18 protein-coding genes are annotated in these 22,084 nt (G+C 60.6%); 11 read left to right on the top strand and 7 right to left on the bottom strand.

All coding sequences use genetic code 11. The features are described from left to right. Positions 1–27: 27 nt before the first annotated feature. The 6 genes from FKM97_RS20385 (at position 28) to FKM97_RS20410 (ending at position 7,341) form a co-directional block, all read left to right on the top strand. Positions 28–2,760 (top strand): ABC transporter ATP-binding protein, encoded by a 2,733-nt coding sequence (locus FKM97_RS20385; protein ID WP_144294263.1) that lies wholly within the window; start codon positions 28–30, stop codon positions 2,758–2,760. A 45-nt stretch (positions 2,761–2,805) separates the two neighbouring features. After that, complete coding sequence (locus FKM97_RS20390; protein WP_144294264.1) at positions 2,806–3,270, top strand: cyclic nucleotide-binding domain-containing protein; 465 nt, start codon at positions 2,806–2,808, stop codon at positions 3,268–3,270. A gap of 124 nt (positions 3,271–3,394) precedes the next feature. After that, the gene (locus FKM97_RS20395) at positions 3,395–4,165 is read left to right on the top strand and encodes an ABC transporter substrate-binding protein (protein ID WP_144294265.1); all 771 of its coding nucleotides are present in this window, start codon (positions 3,395–3,397) and stop codon (positions 4,163–4,165) included. Positions 4,166–4,198: 33 nt separating this feature from the next. Next, positions 4,199–4,915, top strand: a complete 717-nt coding sequence (locus FKM97_RS20400) for an ABC transporter permease (protein WP_144294266.1) — start codon at positions 4,199–4,201, stop codon at positions 4,913–4,915. Further along, positions 4,912–5,670, top strand: a complete 759-nt coding sequence (locus FKM97_RS20405; protein WP_144294267.1) for an ABC transporter permease — start codon at positions 4,912–4,914, stop codon at positions 5,668–5,670. The genes FKM97_RS20400 and FKM97_RS20405 overlap by 4 nt, the downstream gene beginning before the upstream one ends. Positions 5,671–5,778: 108 nt before the next feature. Next, entirely contained in the window at positions 5,779–7,341 is a 1,563-nt protein-coding gene (locus FKM97_RS20410; RefSeq protein WP_246105181.1) for a trimethylamine methyltransferase family protein, read from the top strand. A 1-nt stretch (position 7,342) separates the two neighbouring features. Here the strand turns inward: FKM97_RS20410 and FKM97_RS20415 are convergent, their stop codons facing one another. Beyond that, on the bottom strand, positions 7,343–10,864 hold the full coding sequence (locus FKM97_RS20415) for a PAS domain-containing hybrid sensor histidine kinase/response regulator (protein WP_144294268.1): 3,522 nt from the start codon (positions 10,862–10,864) through the stop codon (positions 7,343–7,345). A 187-nt stretch (positions 10,865–11,051) separates the two neighbouring features. Between FKM97_RS20415 and mscL the strand changes: the two genes are divergently transcribed. The 3 genes from mscL to FKM97_RS20430 all read left to right on the top strand — a co-directional run bounded on the left by mscL (position 11,052) and on the right by FKM97_RS20430 (position 13,280). Next, positions 11,052–11,489, top strand: coding sequence for a large conductance mechanosensitive channel protein MscL (gene mscL / locus FKM97_RS20420; RefSeq protein WP_144294269.1), 438 nt, complete (start codon positions 11,052–11,054; stop codon positions 11,487–11,489). A 145-nt stretch (positions 11,490–11,634) separates the two neighbouring features. After that, positions 11,635–12,048, top strand: a complete 414-nt coding sequence (locus tag FKM97_RS20425) for a DoxX family protein (protein ID WP_144294270.1) — start codon at positions 11,635–11,637, stop codon at positions 12,046–12,048. Positions 12,049–12,059: 11 nt separating this feature from the next. Continuing rightward, on the top strand, positions 12,060–13,280 hold the full coding sequence (locus tag FKM97_RS20430; protein WP_246105182.1) for a pyridoxal phosphate-dependent aminotransferase: 1,221 nt from the start codon (positions 12,060–12,062) through the stop codon (positions 13,278–13,280). On the opposite strand, the gene FKM97_RS20435 is transcribed toward FKM97_RS20430, so the two are convergent. The 4 genes from FKM97_RS20435 to FKM97_RS20450 form a co-directional block, all read right to left on the bottom strand. Next, positions 13,277–13,981, bottom strand: a complete 705-nt coding sequence (locus tag FKM97_RS20435; protein ID WP_205015224.1) for a response regulator — start codon at positions 13,979–13,981, stop codon at positions 13,277–13,279. The two genes, FKM97_RS20430 and FKM97_RS20435, sit on opposite strands and share 4 nt — an antisense overlap. Next, entirely contained in the window at positions 13,978–14,433 is a 456-nt protein-coding gene (locus FKM97_RS20440) for a secondary thiamine-phosphate synthase enzyme YjbQ (RefSeq protein ID WP_246105183.1), read from the bottom strand. The genes FKM97_RS20435 and FKM97_RS20440 overlap by 4 nt, the downstream gene beginning before the upstream one ends. Positions 14,434–14,435: 2 nt before the next feature. Further along, a complete protein-coding gene (locus FKM97_RS20445; RefSeq protein WP_144294272.1) occupies positions 14,436–14,876 on the bottom strand; it encodes a coiled-coil domain-containing protein in 441 nt (146 codons plus the stop codon). A 77-nt stretch (positions 14,877–14,953) separates the two neighbouring features. Further along, positions 14,954–15,385 (bottom strand): MerR family transcriptional regulator, encoded by a 432-nt coding sequence (locus tag FKM97_RS20450; RefSeq protein ID WP_144294273.1) that lies wholly within the window; start codon positions 15,383–15,385, stop codon positions 14,954–14,956. A 207-nt stretch (positions 15,386–15,592) separates the two neighbouring features. Between FKM97_RS20450 and FKM97_RS20455 the strand changes: the two genes are divergently transcribed. Next, positions 15,593–18,268 (top strand): SEL1-like repeat protein, encoded by a 2,676-nt coding sequence (locus FKM97_RS20455; RefSeq protein WP_144294274.1) that lies wholly within the window; start codon positions 15,593–15,595, stop codon positions 18,266–18,268. Positions 18,269–18,365: 97 nt separating this feature from the next. After that, entirely contained in the window at positions 18,366–18,833 is a 468-nt protein-coding gene (locus FKM97_RS20460; protein WP_170241030.1) for a DUF3429 domain-containing protein, read from the top strand. Here the strand turns inward: FKM97_RS20460 and pdeM are convergent. After that, positions 18,830–19,594, bottom strand: coding sequence for a ligase-associated DNA damage response endonuclease PdeM (gene pdeM, locus FKM97_RS20465; RefSeq protein WP_144294276.1), 765 nt, complete (start codon positions 19,592–19,594; stop codon positions 18,830–18,832). The two genes, FKM97_RS20460 and pdeM, sit on opposite strands and share 4 nt — an antisense overlap. Next, positions 19,521–22,079, bottom strand: coding sequence for a ligase-associated DNA damage response DEXH box helicase (locus FKM97_RS20470; RefSeq protein ID WP_428977925.1), 2,559 nt, complete (start codon positions 22,077–22,079; stop codon positions 19,521–19,523). The genes pdeM and FKM97_RS20470 overlap by 74 nt, the downstream gene beginning before the upstream one ends. Positions 22,080–22,084 lie beyond the last annotated feature (5 nt).

A 22,084-nucleotide genomic window follows, 5' to 3' on the forward strand; every position in this document is an offset into this window, starting at 1 on the left:
GCTTTTCTCCGGCTCATGGACGCGGGCATGGAAACCAATTTATTTTGGTATATTTGGAATCATACCAAGCGTGAACAGATTTGGGTTCTGTTCATCATCCTTCTGTCTATGCCGGTCTATTTCGTCTCGCTGGATCTTCCGAAGCAGATTGTGAATGGACCCATAACCGGCGAGGGTTTTGAAGACCCCACGGCGACGGCTCGCTTCCTTCACATTTCATTCGATCTTCCCGAGTTTCTGGGCGGATCGCATTTCGAGCTCTTCCCGGGCATCGAGCTGGGGCGGATGGGGTATCTGGTCGCCCTGTCCATGGCGTTCCTGTTCCTGGTCTGCGTCAACGGCGCCTTCAAGTTTTATATCAACACCTTCAAGGGCCGCCTCGGCGAACGGATGCTGCGCCGGCTGCGCTATGATCTCGTCGACCGGGTGATGCGCTTTCCATTGGGCCACTTTCGACGCGTGAAGGCGCCGGAAATTGCCACCATGGTGAAGGACGAAGTGGAGCCCATGGGTGGCTTCATAGGTGATGCCTTCGTCCAGCCGGTCTTTCTCGGAGGCCAGGCGCTCACGGCCTTGGCCTTCATACTCGCCCAAAGCTTTTGGCTGGGTCTCATCGCCTTCGGCGTTGTGGCGATCCAGGCCTACATCATTCCGAAGCTGCGTCGCCGGCTGTTGGTCTTGTCGAAGCAGCGCCAGATCACGGCCCGCCAATTGGCAGGCCGGGTCGGGGAGATCGTCGATGGCGTGGCCGATGTCCACCTGAACGACACCTCGAATCGCGAGCGCGCTGACATTGCCGATCGCCTCGGCCGCATCTTCTTCATCCGCTACGAACTCTATCAGCGGAAATTCGCGGTCAAATGGCTGAACAACTTTTTGGCCCAGCTGACACCGTTCATGTTCTATCTGATCGGTGGCTACTTCGCTCTGCGCGGCTCGATGGATATCGGCCAGCTCGTCGCGGTGATCTCCGCATACAAGGACCTCCCCTCGCCCATCAAGGAACTCATCGACTGGGACCAGCAGCGCCTTGACGTGCAGGTGAAGTACAATCAGGTCATCGAGCAGTTCTGTCCTGACAACATGCTCGATTCTTCGCTGCAGCTTCCACCCGACGCTCCGGTGCCGCACATTACCGATCCGATCGTCTTGTCGGGTGTGAGCGTCGTGGATGACACCGGCGCGCGCCTTCTGGAGACGACCTCCCTCACCCTTCAGCCGAAGGAGAGGGTCGCTGCCGTCGGCCCCATCAACAGTGGTGCCGAAACGGTCAGCGAGTTGCTTGTGAGACTGGCACTTCCCACGACGGGCCGCATCACGTTGAACGGGCAGAACCTCAGTGAGCTCTCCGAGGCCCTGACGGGCCGTCGTTTTGCTTATTTGGGCCCGGACACCTACTTTCCACATGCCACGATCCGCGAGGTGCTCCTCTACGGACTGAGCCATGTCCCCACCTCTCCCTATACCGGCGCAGGAAGTAGCGAGGCAGGGGGCGATCATTCCAAGGAGACCATGCTCCAGGAAGCGAAGCTTTCGGGAAACACGACACTGGACATCAAGGCCGACTGGGTCGACTACGAAAGCGCGGGCGTCGAGGGACCGGAAGAGCTTGGTGCTCAGATGTTGAAGGTCTTGATGATCGTCGACCTGCACGCCGATATGTTCGACTTGGGGCTGCGATCGAGCGTCGACCCCGTACAGTCTCCGGACATTGTCGAGCTTGTCCTCCAGGCCCGTGTTGTTCTTCGCGAGGTCTTCTCCAAGCCTCCCTTCGATCAACTCGTCGAGGGCTTTGACCCTGATCGATACAATCACCAGGCGACGGTCGGCGAGAACCTGCTTTTTGGCACGGCCCTGGGAGACACCTTCGCAGCCGCCAGCCTGCCCATGAATGATTATGTCCGTATCCTGTTGGAGCAGGAGGGGCTCGATGAGAAGCTCATCGAGATGGGCAGGGAGATCGCCTCGACCGTCATCGAGCTTTTTGCGGGTCTCCCGCCGGACCACCCGTTCTTCGAACAACTGAGCCTGATGACGTCCGAAGAGATCCCCGGTTACAAGACCCTGCTCACGCGGGCGTCGTCTGGGGGCGCCACCGCGGACGAAGAGCGCGCGATGCTGCTCAAGCTGGCCTTCGGTTACATAGAGCCGCGCCATCGCTTGGGTCTGTTCGACAGCGAGCTTGAGGAGAAGATATTGAAGGCTCGAAAGGCCTTCCACGAGAACCTGCCTGAGGAATATGCGGACGCGATCGCCTTCTATGACCCGGCCGAATACAATCCGCCCTCCAGCCTCCAGGACAATGTCCTGTTCGGTCGCATAGCCTATGGTATTGCCGACGGTCCCCGTCGTGTCCGCCAGGCCATGCGTGAGGTCTTTGAAAAGCTCGGAATGGAGCACGCCGTCATCGAGGCTGGGTTGAGCTTCAATGTGGGATCGGGAGGCAAGCGTCTGTCCGCCTCACAACGCCAGAAGTTGGCGATGGCGCGGGCTATCCTGAAACGGCCTGACTACCTGATCGTCAATCGCGCCCTTTCGGCCTTGGATGCTCGTAACCTCACCGAAATTATCGGGCGTGTGCTCGATATTTCTAAGAGCGATGAGCATGGGGGCTTTGGGATCTTCTGGGTGCTCGCCAATCCTCAGATCGCCACGCGCTTCGACAGAGTGATCCTGTTCGAGCAGGGTCGGATCGTCGATGATGGCCGGCCGGATGAGCTCACGACGAAGAATGCGCGCTTCGCCGAACTGGTGGCGTGAACGAACGATGCAGCGGATACTGAAAAAATCTGACAGGGGCTTCTGATGGCATCTCTAAAGGACGAAGTGGACGCTCTCAGAAGAATACCTCTCTTTGCGAATGTTCAGCCGCAAAAGCTTAAGCTCCTTGCGTTCACGTCAGAGAGGATGTCGTTCGAGCCTGGACAGGAGCTGTTTCATCAAGGCGACACGGGGGATGCGGCCTACGTGATCATTTCTGGCTCCGCGGAAGTGCTGGTGGATACGCCGGAGGGGATGATACCCGTGGCGAAAATAGGCGAGAATGACTTCGTCGGTGAAATTGCAATTCTGTGCGATGTCCCCAGGACCGCCACGATCCGGGCTGCCGAACGCGTCGAGACGCTGAAGATCATGAAGGATCACTTTCTTCGCATGTTGGGTGAGTTTCCGGAAATGGCCGTGGAAATCATGCGCGAGCTGGCCTACCGGCTTCAGCGCACGACCACTGAGCTGACCGACGCACGCCAGCAGCAACGCGACGAAAGTTGACGGGCGATCACCATTGCCCGCTCCTCCGCGATCTGGTTACTGTTGAACAGGATCACCGTCTCAGCGCCTGAGAGCGCAAGGTCGAGAAAGGCGGATGCGGCTAGCCAGTTAGGTGGAGGTTGTTATGGTGTTGGTACGTTCGGCGCTCGCGGCATTTTTCGTCGCGATGATGATGCCCGCTTTTGCATTGGCGCAGGAGGGAGTGCTCCGTGTGGGAACGGAAGGTGCATACCCTCCCTTCAATTTCTTCGATTCGAACCGCCAGCTCCAGGGTTTCGACGTCGATATCGCCAATGCGGTTTGCGAAAAACTGAAGATGAAGTGCGAATTCACGGCCCAGGACTGGGACGGGATTATTCCGGCCCTCCTGGCCAAGAAGTTTGACGTGATCATCGCATCGATGTCCATCACGGAAGAACGCAAGAAGAAGGTGGATTTTACCAACAAATACTACAATACGCCGGCACGTTTCGTCGCGGCCAAGGATAGCGATGTGAAATCGGTTGACCCCGCTGCCCTGGCCGGCAAGACGCTTGGGGCGCAGTCGGCGACCATCCACGCCAACTACCTTCAGGAAAAATACAAGGACGCCGAGATTAAGTTGTATGGCTCCCAGGATGAAGCCAATCTCGACCTTGTCTCCGGGCGGCTCGATGCGATCCTGGCGGACTCGACTGTCCTGTACGAATGGATGAAAACGGCGGATGGAAAGTGCTGCGAATTCGTCGGAGAGCCGCTCAGTGACCCCGCCTTTTTCGGGATCGGCGCGGGCTTTGCGCTCCGAAAGGATGAAACCGAACTGCGGGAAAAGCTGAATAAGGCGATCGCCGAGATCCGCGCTGATGGCACCTACGAGAAGATCAACGCGAAGTATTTCCCCTTCTCGGTATATTGAGAGATGGACACCCTCGAATAACGGAACACGGTCATGGCTGATGCCATGACCCTCCTGTCGTTTGGACCGGAGGGCTGGGGAGATGAACTTGCAGCCGGAGCCTGGCTGACCATCAGGTTGGCATTGGCGACGGTACCCGTGGGACTCGTCTGCGGGTTTCTTCTCGCTTTGGGTCGAAACAGTGAGAACCGGTATCTCAGAGCCTCATGTGACGCCTTCACCACCGTCTTTCGCGGCCTCCCGGAGCTTCTGACGCTGTTCATCGTCTACTATGGCGGTCAGCTTCTACTGCAACGCTTCGTATTGCTCTTCAGCGACATCGACATTCAGATCCATCAGTTCCTGGCAGGGCTCATCGCCCTGTCGCTGGTCTTCATGTCCTTCGCCAGCGAAGTCTTTCTCGGGGCTCTGCGTGCCGTTCCCAAGGGTCAGCCTGAAGCCGCGATGGCGCTGGGCCTGAAGCATCGCCAGACCATGGTTTTGGTCATTTTCCCGCAACTCATGCGCCATGCCCTGCCGGGTCTGTCGAACCTGTGGCTTTCTTTGGTCAAGGACACATCCCTGGTGTCGGTCATTGCCCTCACCGACCTCCTCCGCCAAACCAGCATTGCCGTCGGCGTGACGAAACAGCCATTCCTCTTCTACTCCGTCGCTTGCCTGATTTACCTCGCCCTCTCCATGGTCTCCTCGATCGGATTGACGGGGATCGAGCGTTGGGCGGATCGGGGTATGCGGGGCAACCGGCGATGATTGACTTTGAGCTGATGTCCCGATACGGCCCCGTCATGCTGCAGGGACTATGGGTGACCGTGCAGCTTGTCGTCATTTCGGTGACCATAGGGTTCTTGTTCGCGACGGTTCTGGCCCTGGCGCGGCTGTCGTCCAACAAATTGATTGCTGCGCCCGCCTTCGCCTACAGCTATTTCTTTCGCGCCACCCCGATCCTGGCCCAGATCTTCGTCATCTATTACGGTGCTGGGCAGTTTCGTCCGGTCCTCCAGCAATACGGTCTCTGGTTTTTCTTCCGCGATGCGTTCTTTTGCGCGGCCTTCGCCTTCACGCTGAATTCGGCCGCGTATCAGGGTGAAATCCTCCGCGGCGCCATCCGCGCTGTGCCCCTGGGCCAGATCGAGGCGGCGCAGGCACTTGGCCTCCATCGTTGGCTGATCTTCTTCAAGATCACCTTGCCGCAGGCGCTGATCACCGCCCTCCGTCCTCTTGGCAATGAGATCATCTTGATGATCAAGGCCTCCGCTGTCGCCAGTGTCATTACGGTCTTTGATCTCATGGGCGCGACGCGGCTGGCCTTCGCCCGGTCTTTCGACTTTCAGGTCTATCTCTGGGCCGCGGTCCTCTATTTGATCATCGTCGAAATTCTGCGGCGGGTTTGGAATCTGTTGGAGCAACGGATGACGCGGCATCTCTCGTTAAAAACCAAGTCCACCGAGGCCCGAGGACTGCAGAATGCCAAGATGAGCAGTGGGAAGTCGGTAGAGCCGGCTTAGGATTGCGGTGTCGCGCTTGGTGCCAAATGGGTCGCTCCGGAAAGACGGACTCGCGGTGGCGCGTTGGAGGATGCTCCTCGGTGCGGCTGGCGAGGCGGAGAACAAGTCATGATTGATATTCGTGAGCTTTCCAAACAGGTGAGTGCCAAGGCCACCAAAAGAGCCGGCGGCCGCGCCGCGCGCATGCGTGAACGAACGAACGCCCCCGTCATTGCCTTTCCCACTTTGCAACGGAACATCCCGGTCTACGAACTCCTCCCCGCCGAAGCCGTCGAAATCATTCACGACGAGTCCATGAAGATCTTGGAAGAGATCGGTATCGAGTTCCGGGACGAGGAATCCTTGGTCTATTGGCGCGCTGCGGGGGCGACGGTCGAGAACACCAGAGTGCATATCGACCGTGACCTGCTGATGAGCCTCGTCCGTAAAGCTCCCCGGCAGTTCACCCTCAATGCCCGCAATCCTCAACGCAGCGTGCGTGTGGGAGAGCGCAATTCCATTTTCATCCCCATGTATGGCGCGCCCTATGTCAGGGACTTGGACGGAAAGCGGCGTTACGGGACGAAGGATGATCTCTACAATTTTCATCGCCTGGCGCAGATGTCACCGGCGCTTCATTCGTCCAGTTCGATCATCTGTGAGCCGATGGACGTGCCCGTTCCTCACCGCCACCTGCACATAAATTATGGCACCCTGCGCTGGTCCGACAAACCCTATATGGGCATCGTGACATCGAAGGATCGGGCTGAGGACACGATCGCTATGGCCAAGATCGTCTTCGGCGACGATTTCGTCCGCGACAACCCCGTGATGGCCTCCGTCGTGAATGCCAACTCTCCCCTCGTCTGGGACGCCACGATGCTCGACGCGTTGAAGATCTATGCCGCGCATAACCAGCCGTGTCTGATTTCGCCCTTCGCCCTCTGTGGCGCCTCCACCTCCGCATCGACCGTAGGGTCCGTCGCCCAGGTGAATGCCGAGGCCCTTGCGGGTATTGCCTTTACACAACTTGTCCGGTCGGGCTGCCCCATGGTCTATGGCCAGTTCATGGTGGCCGTCGATATGAAGACCGGCGCTCCCATGGGCGGAACGCCGGAGGCTGCGCAGATGACGCTGATCATGGGTCAGCTCGCCCGCTTTTATGGTCTGCCTTTCCGCACATCCGCCTTCCATGTCGGCTCCAAGATTGCCGACGCTCAGGCGGGCTATGAAGGCAACATGCTCATGCATGCGGCGATCCTGTCCGGGGCCCATTACATCTGGCATGCCGCCGGCTGGCTGGAGGCGGGGCTGACCTGCGGCTATGGCAAGTTCATGCTCGACGCCGAGCAGTGCGAAGGGTGGTATCGCTATGCCCAGGGGGTGAACCTCGACGACCTCCAGGATGCCATGGCCGCCGTGAGGCAGGTGGGTCCCGCAGGCCATTTCCTCGGCACCCAGCATACCCTCGATCACTTCGAGAAGGCTTTCTTCATGCCATCCCTCATGGATTTCAATTCCTGGGAGCAATGGAGCGCCGAAGGGGAGCACACCGCCGAGCAGCGAGGAGTCGAAAAGGCCAAGGCGCTCCTGGCCAACTATGAAGAGCCGGAACTGGACCAGGCTGTGCACGAGGAGCTTCTGGATTTCATCGCCAGGCGCGAAGCGGTTTTGCCGACGGCTGCAGCCTGACCTATTCCGCGACTTCGGCGGCGGCTCTGATCAGTGATTGGGCGATGAGGGCTCGCAGCGAAGCCGGCCGCAGAGGTTTGGTGAGATAGCCGACATCGAGGTCGGTTGCGCGCGACTGGAGGATCCGCGAGCGGTCCGCCGTGATCAGGACGGCTGGGAGCTTCTGCTGCGCCTTTCTCCGCAGTCTTTCGATGAGGGCAAGACCCGTATCCTGCTGCAGGTGATAATCTGCCAGGATGATGTCGACCCGGATATCCTCCCTGATCCAGGCCATCGCCTCCTCGGCGTCCTTCGCGATCATCACCTGGCAGCCCCAGGCGGAAAGGAGGCTTTCCATGCCTTCGAGGATGGCGGCCTCATTGTCGATGCAGAGGACGCTGATCCCGTTCAGATGCGCCGTGGGGATGCGCGGCAGCCTGACCTTGGGCGCCTGAGACGCCCGGCCTGTGGTTGGCAAATGGATGGCGAAGACCGAACCCCGCCCGATCTTGGATCGGACGTCCAGGCTATGGCCCAGGACATTGACGATGCGTTCGACGATGGACAATCCCAACCCAAGCCCCGGCACGTCGCCGGCTGTGCTGTCGAGCCGCTGGAACTCTTGGAAGATGACCTTGAGCTTGGAGTCGGGAATGCCCGGCCCGGAATCATGGACTTCGATGGCCACGCCTCCGCCATGTTGACGACAGCCGACGACCAGCCCCCCCGACTGCGTGTACTTGATGCCGTTGGAAACGAGATTCTGCAGCGCCCGTCTCAGGAGACGCCTGTCCGATTGCACCGTGAGGCTTGTCGCGACGAAGGTCAGCTTCAGCCCCTTCTCTGTCGCCACCGGCCCGAACTCCACCTCGAGGGCCTTGAACAGTTCGTCCAATTGGAAGGAGGTGAGGTCCGGCTTCATCGCGCCTGCATCGAGACGGGAAATGTCCAGGAGAGCCGACAGAATTTCCTCGACCGCCTCCAGCGACGCGTCGATGTTGCGAATGAGCTGCTTGTCGACGGTTCGCCGGTTACGCTCCACCAGGCTTGAGGTGTAGAGCCGCGCGGCATTGAGGGGCTGTAGGATGTCATGGCTTGCCGCTGCGATGAACCGTGTCTTGCCGAGATTGGCGGCCTCGGCCTCGGCCTTCGCCCGCCCGTATTCGCTGTTCAGGGCCAGCAATTCGACAGTCCGCTCCTGGACTCGCCGCTCGAGGCTCTCATTGGCCTTTTGCAGCGCCTCGGACGCTTTCTCGCGCTCTGTGATGTCCGCGAACGTCACTACGATGCCGCCATCCGGCATCAGGTTGGATCGTGCCTCGATGATCGTTCCGGACCTCATCCTCTCCTGATAGGGAGCGCGCGTGACGATGAGATTGTTGATACGCCGCGTGACGGCTTTTTCCGGATCCTCGCTACCGAGATCGGCCCGCACGATGATTGTTCTGGCGATCTCGTGGATCGGTATGCCGATCCTTTCCATGTCCTCCGGCAGTTCCAGCAGCAGGCCGAACTGGCGATTCCAGCAGATCAGGCTCAGATCACGGTCGAAGACCGCAATCCCCTGGCGGACGTGGTCGATGGCCGACTGCAGCAGGTCTCTATTGTACTGGATCGCCGCCGAGGCATCGTCCAGGAGCCGCATGGCGCCCCGGGTATTGCCGCTGAAGCGCTGAAGCATGAGCGACAGGACGAGACGCGAAGATGCCGCCCCGACCGCGCTGGCCAGCACATGTTCCGAAAAGCGAAGCAATCGGATGTCGGCTTCCGCATGATCGTCGAGAGCGATGTTTCGGCTGCTGGCGAATTCGGCGAAGGATCGATCCGTGCGTTCCACTCCGAGATAGCGGGCCACCGTCCGCCGGACGTCTCCGACCGAGACGGCTGTCCGCCAAAGCCGGAAGCTCGGGGTCGCCACGGATCGCTCGCTGGAGACGAAAATGCTCGCCTGCAGGCGTTCGATCGGCTGCGGCAGCGTCAGCAGCGACACCGAGACATAAGCCGTGATGTTTAGCAGCAGGCTCCAGAAGACGCCGTGGGCGAGGGGTTCGAACTCCAGGTTGAACAAAAACTCTGGTCGCAGCAGCGCGATGTCGAACGGCCCGTGCTCGAGGATCATGGGGGAGAACCAGCCGGAATTGACGAGCGCTGGCAGGAGCAAGGTGTAGCCCCACATGAAGGTGCCGACGAGCACGCCGGCCATTGCGCCTTTGGCGGTCGCCCTGCGCCAGATCAGTCCGATGAAGAAGGCAGGCGCGAACTGAGCGATCGCTGCGAAGGACAGCAGGCCGATATCGGCGAGAGCGAACGAGTTGCCGATCATCCGGTGAAACACGTAGCCCAGCGCCATGATGATCAGGATCGCTCCCCGCCGGATCATGAGGAGCACGGCTCCCATGTCGTCGACGCTCTGAGAGTTTCGCTCCTGCCTCTTCAGCAGCAGGGGAACAGCGATGTTGTTGCTGACCATGATGGACAGGGCGAGCGATGCGACGATCACCATTGCCGTTGCGGCAGAAAGCCCTCCGATGAAAGCGATCAGTGTGAAGATCGGCGCTCCTGCAGCGACAGGAAGAGCAAGCACGAAGCTGTCGGCATTCGTCGCCCCGACGCCGAATGTGAGCAGTCCTGCGATCGCGATGGGAACGACGAAAATGTTGATGGCGACCAGATAGAGGGGAAACAACCAGGCTGCCCTTTTCACGTCGGACAGGCTGGTATTCTCGACGACGGTCACATGGAACTGGCGGGGAAGCAGGATGACGGCAAGGGTCGACAGCAGGGTCATCGTGATCCAGCGCCCGCCTTCGAAGCCCCGCGTGAGCAGCCCCTCGATCTCGGGATGGTGCGAGACGGCCTCGATCATCGAGCCTACTCCCCCCATCATGCCGAACACGATGAAGCTGCCGACCAGGAGGAAGGCAATCAGCTTCACCACCGACTCGAGAGCGATTGCCGCGATGACCCCGTCCTGGTGCTCCGTGGCATCGATATGTCGTGTGCCGAAGAGCATCGTGAATGCCGCCATGGCGATGGCGACGACCAGTGCGAGGTCGCCGATCACGGGGATCCCGAGAACGCCATCGGTCTCGGAACCGGAAATCGCGAGCAGCGTGGTCAGCGAATTGGCGACGGCCTTGAGTTGCAGGGAGATGTAGGGAATGACGCCGAGAACCGCGACCGCCGAGACGGCAGCGCCGAGAGCTTGGTTCTTTCCGTAGCGGGCCGCGATGAAATCGGCGATCGAGGTAATGTTGTGCCGTTTTGCCAGGTCGACGATGTGCCGGATGATGGGCCACCCAAGCGCAAAGACGATGATGGGCCCGATATAGATGGGCAGGAACTCGAAACCCGTGCGGGCCGAGAGGCCGACGCTGCCGTAGAAGGTCCAGGAGGTGCAATACACGCCGAGGCTGAGGGCATAGACCAGCGGACGTGGTGTCCCCTGCCGGCGCTTACGGACCCGGTCGTAGTAGCTGGCCACCGCGAACAAGGCCCCGAGATAGCCCAGTGCCACGGCAATGATGGTCCAGCTGTTAAACATCGCCGGCGCCTTGGCCTTCGATCTTTGACGTCTCGCTGTCAATTCGGCGCGGAGGAGATCCCGCAGGGCTGAGGTTCATTGCCATTGTCCATAGGCGGAGGTGATGTTCCATGGCATCATTCTCCGGAAACAAAGCACTTGTTTCTTCTAATGCAGTCGTACGACGAGCGCCGAAGGAGTTTTGCGCATGGCAGGCGTCATTCAGGAATTCAAGGAATTTGCAGTCAAGGGCAATGTCGTGGACATGGCCATCGGCATCATCATCGGAGCATCATTCACCACGATCGTGAAGTCGCTGGTGGACGACATCTTCATGCCCATCGTTGGCCTCTTGACCGGCGGCGTCGACTTCACCGATTTCTTCATAACCCTCAAAGGCGCTGGCGAATACCCAACATTGGCGGCGGCAAGAGCTGCTGGAGCGGTGACGATCAACCTGGGCCTTTTCATCAATGCGTGCATCGCCTTTCTGATCGTTGCCTGGATCATGTTCATGGTGGTCAAGGCGATGAACCGGCTTCAGCGCAAGGCTGAGGCAGGAACCGCCGACGTACCGCCGCCTCGCCAGGAAGTCCTGCTTGAAGAGATCCGTGACGCCCTCGTCCGCAACTCGACCCGCCCCTGACTGCCTTTGAGTTCGGCTGGTGACTTGACACCGTCTGAACAAGGCTCTCCGCAGCGTTCACCTCTCATGCTTTCTGCTGAGGGGTGACCATCTTCCCCGCAGGCGGGACTTGCCGTATGGAGTGCAAATCTCCACGGAGGCCCCCATGACGCCGCAACCGATCAGTTCCATTCTGGAAAACCGCTTCACCTTTCTCATCGCCCGCGTCCTCCTCACTCTGCCGTTCTGGGCGAGCGGTCTGTCTAAATTGATCATGTTTGACCAGGGCGTGGCCGAAATGGAGCATTTTGGCTTCACCCCGGGAGTTGTTTTCAATGTTGCCGTCATCGTCACCCAGCTCGGAGGCTCTCTTCTGGTGATCCTCAATCGTGCCACCTGGCTCGGCGCAGGCGCTCTGGCTGTGTTCACGGCCCTGACCATCCTTCTGGTTCATACCTTCTGGAACGAGGAGGGAGAGGCGGCCATGATATCGATGTTTTTCGCGCTGGAGCATATCTCGGTGATCGGCGGCCTGATATTGGTGTCGATCCTCGCGCAGAGGGACTCCCTCACATCCTAGGACCTCATTTGATGCAGAACGAAGGGGCTTCGCAGATGGACGCGATCCGTGGCTCCGTGAAGGATGAGCCGGAAAGCGGAATCATGACGCCGATCAATTATGGCTTCGGCCGGCAAGGATTGATCCCTCTTTGGTCTGGGGAAGGCAGCCTGCCGACGCCGGCCTTCATCAGTGAAGCCTGCAACGCGAGCCTCACCAGGGGCGAGACCTTCTACACGTGGCAGCGCGGGATCCCGGAACTGCGCCAGGCGCTGGCAACCTATCACCAACGGCTCTATCGCAAGGACTTCTCGCCGGAGAATTTCTTTGTCACCGGCGGGGGCATGCAATCGATCCAATTGGCGATGCAGATCCTCACGGGTGAGGGTGACGAAGTCATCATCCCCACGCCCGCCTGGCCGAATTATGCGGCACCCCTGCGGCTCAAGGGCGCCCGCCCGGTCGAGATCCCCATGACCTATGCGGCAACCGGCTGGAGCCTTGATCTCGATCATCTTTTCGACGCTGTCACCGAGCGGACGAAGGTGATTGTCCTCAATACGCCGAGCAACCCGTTGGGCTGGGTCGCCACCTTGGAGGATCTCGTTGCCATCCGCGACATGGCGCGCAGCCGCGGGCTCTGGATCGTTTCCGATGAGGTCTATTCCCGTTTCTACTTCTCTGCCGGCGGCACCAGTTCCTTGCCCCCCTCCTTCATCGATGTGTGCGACATGGAGGAGCGCTTGATCATGGCCAACACCTTCTCCAAGAACTGGGCCATGACCGGCTGGCGTGTAGGCTGGATGTCAGCACCGAAGCTTTTGGGCGATGCGATAGAAAACCTCATCCAGTACAACACGTCGGGCACGGCTGCCTTCATGCAGCATGGCTGTATAAAGGCTCTCGAAGATGGCGAAGAGTTCTTGGCGCAGCAGATCGCCCTGGCCCGTGCGAATAGAGACTTCGTCTCGCGCCGGTTGTCTGAGATCGACGGCATCGATTTCGCCATGCCGGAAGGCGCTTTCTATTTGTTCTTCAAGGTCGAGGGGATGCAGGACTCCATGGCAGCGTCCCTGAGGATCATCGACGAGGCGGGCGTCGGGCTGGCGCCTGGCTCTGCCTTTGGCCCGGGCGGCGAGGGATTCATGCGCATCTGCCTGCTGCGCGAGCGGCATCACACCGAGGAGGCGACGGGCCGCTTGGTGCGCTGGTTTAAGAACACCTGGTTCGGGAGCAGATCCGGCCGAGCTTAGCTGTCGTAGCTGCGGTCGCCGTCGATCCTGCCCGCTGCGATGACCGCCTGCGTCCGGCTCTCCACGCCCAGCTTTTGCAGCACCGCTGAGACATGTGCCTTGACGGTTGCCTCGGAGACTCCGAGCCCATAGGCGATCTGCTTGTTGAGCAATCCCTCCCGCAGCATCATGAGAACTCTGACCTGCTGCGGCGTTAATGTCGCGATTTTCCGGGCGATCTCATCAGTTTCGTGATCGGAGCTGCCGCTTCCTGCGATGTCGGCCGGCAACCAGATCTCGCCTTTGAGCACTTCGGCCACGGCGGCCCTGATGACACCGACCGGGGTTGATTTCGGCACGAAGCCTGACGCGCCGAGATCGATCGCGCGCCGCATCACCGGCGGCTCCTCCGTGGCGGACACCACGATGGTGGGTGTATCCGGAAACTGCGCCCTGAGGAATGCCAGGCCCGCCAATCCCTGGACCCCGGGCATCTTCAGGTCGAGCAGGACCAGATCGAACGGTCCGGCGCCCTCCAGGATCGTGATGACCTCGTCGAGGGAACCGGCTTCCGTGATGTCGACATTTTCATAGGATGCTGCCAGGGACTGCCGCAAAGCATCGCGAAACAGGGGATGATCGTCTGCTATGATGAACCGATAGGAGGGCATTATCTCGCTTTTCCGCTCCGCCTGACGCAGTGAGCCGGCGGCATCTCTCATCCTTTGTCCTCTATTGACCCTATGAAATGCAATGCAATTTCACGCTGATGCGGCTGATCGCGGTGCTCCATGACGTAAATCGCTTGCCAAGTTCCCAATGACAGCGCTCCGCCGCTGACCGGCACCGAGAGGCTCGTCTGGGTCAGGGCTGATTTGATATGCGCGGGCATGTCGTCCGGGCCTTCCAAGTCATGGCGGTAACGCGCGTCGCGGGGGGCCAATACATCGAAATGATCCAGGAGGTCCTTCCGGACGTCTGGATCTGTATTTTCCTGAACGATGAGCGAGGCCGATGTGTGTCGGATTACGACCGTAAGCAGCCCGTTAGCGGCCCCTGCCCCGCCGAGCCAATCGTTGATCCGGGAGGTGACGTCCACGATGCTCCGTCCACGCGTTGGAATGACGAGCATGGACATCGCTTGTTTCAGCGGCACATCCTCTGATGATCTCACGGTCAAATATCTTCGCCCGGCTTTTCTTTGAGTGTCTGGGTCAACGCGAAGAATCGACGGAACATGTCCTCGAAGAATCCCATGATCACGTTGAGCTGCTTTTCTGCCGGCTCCATCAGCTCTCCGACTGACTTTCCCCCGGCTTTTTCGAGTGCGCTTATTCTTGTTTTGAGTTCAGCATTTTCCTTTCGGAGTTCCTCGATTTCGCTCCTGAGGCTCGCGGTATCATCCTTGACGGGAGCACAGTCCATTGCACCGTCGCGGCCCGAACATTTGAGAATGCCTCCAGTCTGCTGATCGAGGCGGATGAAGCCTCCGTCGGCCGTCTCTTCGATCGTGTAGCGCTTGGAGGAATCGACGAGTGTTTGTGCCTGTGAACTGAAGGAAATCATCAAAAAAGGAGCAATCGCAGCAACGATCGCCCCGCTCCTGAACCACTGCATTGGGCCTATCCACCTTGTCATGACAGCCACTGTAACGCGATGCCGAAGCAATGGGTTCAAATTCTCCAGGAAGGGCGTCATTCGGCTGCGTCAGCTCCTAAGCTTTTCTTTTCCTTGAGCATGCCCTCGACGATCGAACAGGTTCGTTCCAGTTCCGTGATGGTATCGTCGAGCTCTTTGCGCTGCTTCTTGAGGGTGTTTAATCGCCCCCGGAGTTTATCGGCCGCGACTTTCAGCTGTTCCGCATGCCCGTCTTTGAGATGATAAAGGTCAATGATCTCCTTTATTTCCTCGAGGGACAACCCGACCCTCTTGCCCCGCAGGATCAGCTGAAGCCTCACCCGATCGCGCTGACTGAACAGCCTCGTCCAGCCTCTTTTGGCCGGAGCCAGCAAGCCCTTCTGCTCGTAGAATCTTAAAGTGCGTGGCGTGACGTCGAACTCGACGCACAGATCCGAAATGCTGAAAACCTTGCATCGCTCGGCTTGGGCAATGGGCGCCCTCGTCATACGCGCTTCTCTCCATCCAGGGGTCGGTCCGCCGATGTGTTTGGGCAAGTTTTAACAAAAACCTTCAAGAGTGAGGGATCCGACGACTGAGTTAACTCATAATTTACCCAACTGGTTAACTTTTATCCAAGTGATTCCTGGGCTTCGGCATGGACACGCGCACGGTAATCCGCGCGCCCCCGAAGTCGAGTTTGTAGTGAGAGCACAATGACAGCGGGCGTGCCTTGGAGCATCAAGGGGGTTGAACCGAAAGCTCGAGAGGCTGCCAAGCTCGCTGCGCGGAAGGAGGGGCTGACATTGGGGGAATGGCTTAACGCCATGATCCTGGAGACGCCCCCTTCCCCGGAGACCGTGAGACAGGCATCGACGGCAAGCTTCTCCACTCGGCCTGCAGAGGCGGTGGAGCAGAAGCTCGAGCGTCTGTCGGAGCAACTCGCGGAGCTGACGCGCCAACAGCAGCAGACCACGGCAGGCCGCTTCATCGACTATCGCTCGAGCCTGTCCACGACGGAATCGAACACAGAAGTGCTGATGGCGCGCGTGGAGCGGCATGAACGGCAGACGGTCGAGGCTCTGGCTGCCATCAATGAGCGCCTGTCCGGAATAGCCAAACAGTTCGGCGATTTTCGAACGTCGGCGCAATCCGTTCAGGTGCCGACCTCTCTGGAAGCGTCTTTGCGCACGATCATGGAACGCATTGAGGCCGGAGAGCGCCGTCAACGCGATCTTTTGCAGCCCCACGATCGAAGCGCCGCCTGGGGCATGGGTTCGGTCAACCCGCGCCCCGACATCCCCGACAACGCAATTTCTGAACTCGAGTCTCGGTTCAATGCTCTGGCGCAGCGGCTGGCGACCACCGAACGAAACGCAGAAGCGGCGGCGCGCAACGCGGCGGTAACGGCGATTCGGGAGGCGCAGGCCGAATTCAAGACGGCGGAGCAGAGGATTATCGCTCTCGTCGGTGAACTTGCGCAAGCAGACGACGCTTCGGCGACACGGCTGGAAGATCTTTACCGTCAGGTCTCGCTTCTGGCGGAGCGTCTCGTGGCCGTGGAGAAATCCGGTCTGCGGGACTATGACCCTGGCCGCATCGTGGACATCGAGAAGCGGCTGGATGGCTTTGATAATCGTCTGCGCGCGGCCGTTGAGAGCAACCCCAGCGCCGACATGCTGCTTGAGCTCCAATCCCACGTTGTTGCTCTGACCGAAAAGCTCGCTTTGACCGAAGAGCGGTTCAGCGGCATCGAGGCCATTGAGCAGAGCATTTCTGAGCTTTTGGCCGCCATGGAGGAGAGCTCTCCTTCGGAACTCGGGGCATCGAGCGAGCTTCAATCTCTCCGGAATGGCCAGTCTGCGATTGAGCGGCAGTTGGAGCAGGCGGACCATCAGACCAAGGAAACGCTGCGGGCGGTCAACGAAACCCTGGAGAAGGTCATCGGCCGTCTGTCCTCGTTGGAGCAGGCGCACAACCAGGATCAGGAACCTCCCGCCGGTGATGAGGAGAACCTCGCGGCAGATCAAGAGCCTGCAGCCCCAGAACCCCTCGGTAAAGGGGACATGCCCCCCGCGCCGCCACCGGCGGATCGGCGCGAGAGCCCTGACCCCGAACTGCGGCCCGGGTCGTCCCGCAACGAGGCGAGTTCGATAGACACCGTGACTCGCCGCGATGACTTCATTGCTGCCGCTCGTCGCGCTGCGCAGGTTGCAGCCCAGGCGCCGCAGCCCGCCGCGGCACGCTTCAATCCCCTGAGCAAGCTCAGGTCCCTCGCGCGGGCCAAGTCGCCGGAAGCCGAAGATGATCACTCGGCGTCGGACGCTGCGAGCAGCCGCAAGCCCCTGATCCTGGCCGGGGCAATTCTGCTCCTCTTGGCCGCCTCCGCCTATACGATCGCAGATGGAACCCGTCGTGCCGGAACCGCAAATCCAGAACTGAGTGCGGAAGACACGCTCTCGCAGACACCAGGCCGCACCGATCGCGCTCCTGCTCGGGCGACTGTTGCGACCAAGGGTCAAGCGGTCCCGGCACCAACGCGCGTCACGCCCTCCTTCCGGGATCCCGTGACGACAGGGTCGATCGGCGTCCAACGGCCGACCCTTCTGCCCCCACCGCTGCCCACGCCGGATCCCTCCTCCGCTCAACGGGGGATCTCCGATCCTGCCGCACGCGAGAGCGCCTCTCGGGAGGACCTGCCTGAGCGGGCGGGATCGCAGTCTCTCCGCGGCGCAGCCTTGACCGGTGATCGCCTGGCCCAGTTCATCGTTGCAGTCAGGCTGATCGAAGGCGACGGCCCGAGTGAAGCGGCTCTGGCCGCCCGCTGGTTTCAGAAGGCGGCAGCGCAGGGTTTTGCCCCAGCTCAATACCGCTTGGGCATGCTCTATGAACGGGGTGCCGGCGTCCCGAAGGACATCGCAGCCGCACGCGTCTGGTATCAGCGCGCCGCCGAGAAGGGCAACGTCAAGGCGATGCACAACCTGGCTGTAACTCTGGCGGGCGGCGCTGATGCACCGGACTACGCGAAGGCCGCGATCTGGTTCGCTGCTGCGGCAGCCTATGGAATTCGCGACAGCCAATACAACTTTGGCGTACTTTTGGAGAAGGGTCTCGGCATTCCGGAGGATCTTGCCGAAGCCTATCTCTGGTATGCGCTCTGTGCGCGCGGCGGTGATAAGGATGCAGCAGCCCGCGCCGAAGATCTGAAGTCCCGACTGACCTCGGAAGCACTGGTCGCGATGAACCGGCGGGTGTCGACTTGGAAGCCGAAGGCGCCGCTTCTCGAAGCCAATAATGTCGTTCTTCCTGCAGAGTGGCGCGATGCTCCTGCGCGGAGAACGGATCAACGCGCGGAAATCACGCGAAAGATGCCTTTGGCGACGCTCCAATAGCGCTTGGTCCTCGTCCATAGTACAGCAATCTATTGAGTGCAGACTGGCGCCGGACATGGCAGCGGACGATTGTTGATCGATGGAAAAGAGGGCCCGAGTGCAGGAGTCGAGGCAGTTCCCTAAGTCTGCCTTGGCCTTCGGATGTATTGGGGCGATCCCCTTCATCGGTTTGGCTGTCGCTGTCTGGCTGGTCGATTCTCCAGAGGAAATCGGCGCGATAACCGTCATCACTCTGATTTACGGGGCGGTGACACTGGCATTTCTCGGAGGCATTCGCTGGGGGACCGGCCTCGGCCCCTACGCAGCCGACCGAACCCGCTCCGCCTTCATTCTGAGCCTGTCATCCTTGCTCATCGGCGGCGCTTCGCTTCTCCTCCCACCGATCCCCGGAATAATTCTCCTGACCGCCGGCTTCATCCTTCAGTTTGGATGGGACATGGCAACGGTCCAGCGAGCCTTGCTGCCCCTCTGGTACGGAAAGCTGCAACTCTTCCTGACCGCCATGGTGAACACTGGTCTGCTGATCATCCTGGCGAGACTGATCCTGATGGCGCCCTCCGCTTAGGAGAACTCCGGGAGGAGGACGCGCGAGGGAAAGGCATAGACCGCCTGCCGCCCCAACATCCAGACGGCAAACTTCCCCTGTGAGAACAGGGAGGAAATCGCCGGGCTGCGGACATTGAGCCCACCCGTGAACGAGCCGAACGCCGGCATGATCAAGCGCTCTCCATCGCTCGCGAAGCAGCGGCCTCGCAGCCGCAATCCACGTTGCGCTATGGCAGCCACCGGATGGAGATGACCGGCAATCTCCGGCTCTGTCGCTGATCCATGCGAAGGCTCGTGCCGGAGCGTGATCGGTCCAAGGCGAATGCTGGATCCCACCGTTCCGCCGAGATCGATGGGCGGCGCCTTGTCGTGATTTCCTGCAAGCCAGATGACCTCATGCGCCTCGGTGAAGTGGCGGATGCGAACCAGATCCTCGGCGTCCAGGCGACTGCGGGCGCCCCCGTCGTGAAAACTGTCGCCAAGGGAAATGATCCGCTCTGGCCTGAGCCTGCGGCAGACCTCATCCAGCGCCCTGAGGGTGGAGCGAGTGTCATAGGGCGGAAGAAAGACCCCCCGCATGGCATAGCTTGAACCCTTCTCGAGGTGGAGATCGGCGACGACGATCGTTCGCAGGTCCGGGACGTGCAGGGCGCCCGAGACATCGAAGCGCAGATCGAGGCCGCGGATCTGAAGTCCTGTGACGCGTTCAGTGAACGGAGGAATTGATCTGCATGGCTTCGTCGATGAGTGATTCGGCGGCTTCTGCAAAAAGGGCTTCATGCGCTTCGCCATAAATGCGTTCGCGGCCGATCTCAAGCATTACCGGTACGGCCAGCGGCGATACCGCATCGAGAGCGCGATAGGTGAGCCTCCCTTTGACGCGCTTGAGCATGTCGCCGAGGCGGCGAATGTCCAGGAGGCCCGTCGCTGCGTCGTCCCAGGCCGCCCTGAGAAGCACATGGGTCGGTTCGTGTTCGCGCAGCACGTCATAGATGAGGTCGGACGAAAACGTCACCTGACGTCCTGTCTTCTCTTTCCCCGGATGTCTCCGTTCGATGAGACCGGCAATGATCGCGCAGGTTCTAAACGTACGCTTCATGAGGTTCGACTCCGCAAGCCATGAGTCGAGATCGTCCCCCAGCATGTCTTCGTCGAACAGGAAGTCGAGGGAGAGCTTGCCCGACGAGATCATCAATGAGAGATCCCGCGTGCCCCACACCGCCAGCGCATATTCATTGGCCACGAAGCCCAGCGGCCGGGCCCTCAGTCGCTCGAGGCGTCGGGTGAGCAGCATGCCGAGCGTTTGATGCGCAAGCCGCCCCTCGAACGGATAGCACACGAGGTACCATCGCGCCCCGCGCGGGAACGTCTCCACGAGCATTTCTGCGGCCGTCGGCACCAGCGATTTGTAGTCCTGAACGCCGAGCCAGTCCCGCACTTGATCCGGCAGGCTCCTCCAGCCGTCCGGCTTGGACAGGATCTCCCGGACGCGTTCGGCGAGATAGGTCGACAGCGGAAACTTGCCTCCGTTATAGGACGGGATCTTCGGGTCTTCCTTGTAGGCGCGCGTGACCAGGGCATCGAGATCGTCGAGCCCCTCGAAACGCAGGACCTGGCTGGCGAAGACGAAGGTGTCGCCCGGCGCCAGCTGTTCGACGAACCATTCCTCGACCTCGCCCAGGATCTTGCCACCCCGCCCGACCAGCCGTCGGTCTCCCAATCCTCGCGCACTGACCAGTTTGACCTTCAGCATCGCCGCTTCGACGATCGTGCCGACATTCAGACGGTATTGTTGCCCGATCTTCGGATGGGCCAACCGCCAGCGGCCGTCCGGCAGCTGTCTGAGCTTTGCGTAGCGATCATAGGATTTCAGCGCATATCCGCCCGTCGCCACGAAACTCAGCACGGAATCGAAATTGTCTCGGGTGAGCCCGCGATAGGGATAGGCCGAGCGGACCTCCTCGAACAGCACCGTCGCATCGAACGGCTCGCCACACGCCGACCCCAAGACATGCTGCGCCAGCACGTCGAGCTTCCCCCCGACGGGCGGCTCGCTGTCCTGCTGGCCTTCGGCTGCAGCCCCTTGCGCGGCTTGGCATTCGAGCACCTCGAAACGGTTAGCGGGAACGAGCAGCGCTCTCGACGGATCGTCGAGCCGGTGACTGGCCCGCCCGATGCGCTGCATGAGACGGCTGGCCCCCTTGGGTGCGCCCACATTGATGACGAGATCCACCTCCCCCCAGTCGATGCCGAGATCGAGCGTCGATGTGCAGACCACGGCGCGTAATTGCCCGCTCGCCATCGCGGCCTCGACCTTGCGCCTCTGGCTGACATCCAGCGACCCGTGGTGAAGTGCGATCGGCAGATTGAGCTCGTTGATGGTCCAGAGATCCTGGAAGATCATCTCCGCCTGGGAGCGAGTGTTGACGAAGACCAGAGTCATCTTGGCCTCGCAGATGGCCTTGTAGATCTCCGGCATGGCGTAGCGCGCGGAATGCCCGGCCCACGGCACGCGCTCTTGGGAGGCGAGAATGGAGATGTTCGCATTTGCCCCCGCGTCTCCCATGATGAGTTCTGCCAGGACGGGCTGTTCTGGCGTTTGCGGCATGAGCCAGGCGCGCAGCCCGTCGGGATCGGCCACCGTTGCGGACAACCCCACGCGGCGCGCTTCGGGTGCCAGCCTGGCGAGACGGGCCAGCCCGAGTGAAAGCAGCACGCCCCGCTTGCTTGCGACGATCGCATGCAGTTCATCGAGGACAATGGCTCTCAGCCCCTTGAACAGCCGGCTCGCATCCGGCAGGGCCAGGAGCAGCGCCAGTTGCTCCGGTGTCGTCATGAGGATGTCGGGCGGTTTCAGCCGTTGTCGCGCGCGCTTTGAGGCGGACGTGTCCCCCGTTCGGGTCTCCAAGGTGATGGGCAGCTTCATCTCGGAGACGGGCCGCTCGAGATTGCGCGCCACGTCGACCGCAAGGGCCTTCAGCGGCGAAATGTAGAGAGTATGGGGGCCGACGCGAGCGTTTTGATCGTGATCCCTGGCTTCCGTCAGTTCGACCAGGCTGGGCAGGAACCCGGCCAGCGTCTTTCCGCCCCCCGTCGGAGCAATGAGCAATGTGGACAGCCCCCGGCTGGCCAGGCCGAGCAGCTCCAGCTGGTGCCGCCTCGGCTGCCATCCCTGCGCCGCGAACCACTCGGCAAAGAGCTCCGGAAGAGCGAGACGCCCCGCTTCGGCAAGTGTGATCTCAGCGCCATCGACACGAAGCGGCAACGTTT

It is taken from the genome of Rhodoligotrophos appendicifer (assembly GCF_007474605.1).
GTDB classification, from domain to species: Bacteria; Pseudomonadota; Alphaproteobacteria; order Rhizobiales; family Im1; genus Rhodoligotrophos; species Rhodoligotrophos appendicifer.

What these genes read in the sequence shown, in the direction of transcription:
- FKM97_RS20405 (WP_144294267.1), top strand. Translation starts at nt 4,912, where the DNA reads ATGATTGACTTTGAGCTGATGTCCCGATACGGCCCCGTCATGCTGCAG.
- FKM97_RS20385 (WP_144294263.1), top strand. Translation starts at nt 28, where the DNA reads ATGGAAACCAATTTATTTTGGTATATTTGGAATCATACCAAGCGTGAA.
- mscL (WP_144294269.1), top strand. Translation starts at nt 11,052, where the DNA reads ATGGCAGGCGTCATTCAGGAATTCAAGGAATTTGCAGTCAAGGGCAAT.
- FKM97_RS20445 (WP_144294272.1), bottom strand. Translation starts at nt 14,876, where the DNA reads ATGCAGTGGTTCAGGAGCGGGGCGATCGTTGCTGCGATTGCTCCTTTT.
- FKM97_RS20455 (WP_144294274.1), top strand. Translation starts at nt 15,593, where the DNA reads ATGACAGCGGGCGTGCCTTGGAGCATCAAGGGGGTTGAACCGAAAGCT.
- FKM97_RS20415 (WP_144294268.1), bottom strand. Translation starts at nt 10,864, where the DNA reads ATGTTTAACAGCTGGACCATCATTGCCGTGGCACTGGGCTATCTCGGG.
- pdeM (WP_144294276.1), bottom strand. Translation starts at nt 19,594, where the DNA reads ATGAAGCCCTTTTTGCAGAAGCCGCCGAATCACTCATCGACGAAGCCA.
- FKM97_RS20450 (WP_144294273.1), bottom strand. Translation starts at nt 15,385, where the DNA reads ATGACGAGGGCGCCCATTGCCCAAGCCGAGCGATGCAAGGTTTTCAGC.
- FKM97_RS20410 (WP_246105181.1), top strand. Translation starts at nt 5,779, where the DNA reads ATGATTGATATTCGTGAGCTTTCCAAACAGGTGAGTGCCAAGGCCACC.
- FKM97_RS20425 (WP_144294270.1), top strand. Translation starts at nt 11,635, where the DNA reads ATGACGCCGCAACCGATCAGTTCCATTCTGGAAAACCGCTTCACCTTT.
- FKM97_RS20390 (WP_144294264.1), top strand. Translation starts at nt 2,806, where the DNA reads ATGGCATCTCTAAAGGACGAAGTGGACGCTCTCAGAAGAATACCTCTC.
- FKM97_RS20400 (WP_144294266.1), top strand. Translation starts at nt 4,199, where the DNA reads ATGGCTGATGCCATGACCCTCCTGTCGTTTGGACCGGAGGGCTGGGGA.
- FKM97_RS20395 (WP_144294265.1), top strand. Translation starts at nt 3,395, where the DNA reads ATGGTGTTGGTACGTTCGGCGCTCGCGGCATTTTTCGTCGCGATGATG.
- FKM97_RS20435 (WP_205015224.1), bottom strand. Translation starts at nt 13,981, where the DNA reads ATGAGAGATGCCGCCGGCTCACTGCGTCAGGCGGAGCGGAAAAGCGAG.
- FKM97_RS20430 (WP_246105182.1), top strand. Translation starts at nt 12,060, where the DNA reads ATGCAGAACGAAGGGGCTTCGCAGATGGACGCGATCCGTGGCTCCGTG.